We start from the raw sequence: 1,172 nt of genomic DNA, 5'->3' as shown, positions 1-1,172 counted from the left end.
GGTGAGCTGTCGCTTGATCCGGCGGTAGCCCGCGACATTACGGGGGTGTGTGATCGCTATATCGAGGACCTGCGCGATCTGCTCGAGCTGGCGCGCACCGTGGAGACAGTGAGCGGCTTCGGTGGCTTCCCCTCCAGCGCGGCACTAGAGCTCAAATTCTCGCTGAAAGGCTCCGGACCGGCCGGGATTCAAGCAGCGATACGCACCCATATCGCTGAGGTGTTGCTGATGCGGCAGGTATGCGCGCAGGCCATACGAAATCTGGTCGATGTTGATGAGGCCAACGCGACCGCTACCGCGCACATCGCCGAGTAATCGGGCGTCGGGGCCGCCATCACCTTCCAAGCCATCTATTGGCAATCGTGTATCGATGCGTGCATCGATACACGCCGTAGATGCTGTCCCGGGGTTGACCTGCGCATCTACTGGTGCCGGCCAGTGCGGGCCCTGCTGCCTGGAATGCTCGCTGGCTATGCCCGCGGCTGCCACTGGCAGCCTTCCTGCAACCTTCCCAACGTGAGACGTGTTCGGGGGGAACCCTTCCCGCGCTACCGATCACGCTCGTTCTCGTGTAGTCTATGGGGAATATCCCCATGTATAGGAAGGTAGAAAATGGCGAACACTTCCACTTCGCGAGCCGAGGACCAGCGCATAGCTGAATTTATCGAGAAGGTGTCCGGGCTCCCGAATGACCAGCTGCGCATGAAAGCGCTGTCCGAGCTGTCTTGGATTCACAACCGACGCAAGACGGATGACGGCGAGAAGTTCTCGGAGCTGACCAATAGGAAGCTGATCATTGCCTACCGAAACGGCATTGTAGAGAAGTTCGGCGAGAAGTCGGAATTGCTGAAATATCTTCGCTACTCCGACGCCCGTACAGAGGAATACAAAACCCTCCAAGCCGAACAGCGAGACATCAAGCATCGCGACGTTCGACCATTGGACGCCGAAGAGTTCGTGGATAGCGCGCTTATCCTGCTCGGCCACTGCATGAAAATGAAATGGTCCACCGCGGCCGCCACCGCGGCGCTGTGCGCCCTGACCGGCCGTAGGCCCGCAGAAATCGGCCTGACAGCACAGTTCATCCCTGTTTCGAGCAACAGGCACGAGGTCACGTTTTCCGGCCAGCTCAAAACCCGCGACGCCGAACGCGCCGAAGCGTCCTATGTCAT

The 1,172-nt window shown here is 59.5% G+C and carries 2 protein-coding genes; both read left to right on the top strand.

Annotated features, from left to right (window positions below; genetic code table 11):
- On the top strand, positions 1-315 hold a 315-nt coding region (locus ACFQV6_RS44195; RefSeq protein ID WP_378033729.1), incomplete at its 5' end, for a hypothetical protein.
- Between the two features lie 297 nt (positions 316-612).
- Positions 613-1,172: protelomerase family protein (locus ACFQV6_RS44190; protein WP_378033728.1), on the top strand; the 560-nt coding region annotated here is incomplete at its 3' end.

The sequence above is a fragment of the Actinoplanes sp. GCM10030250 genome (assembly GCF_042666575.1).
GTDB lineage: Bacteria > Actinomycetota > Actinomycetes > Mycobacteriales > Micromonosporaceae > Actinoplanes.
This window is presented reverse-complemented; position numbering and strand designations above follow the sequence as displayed.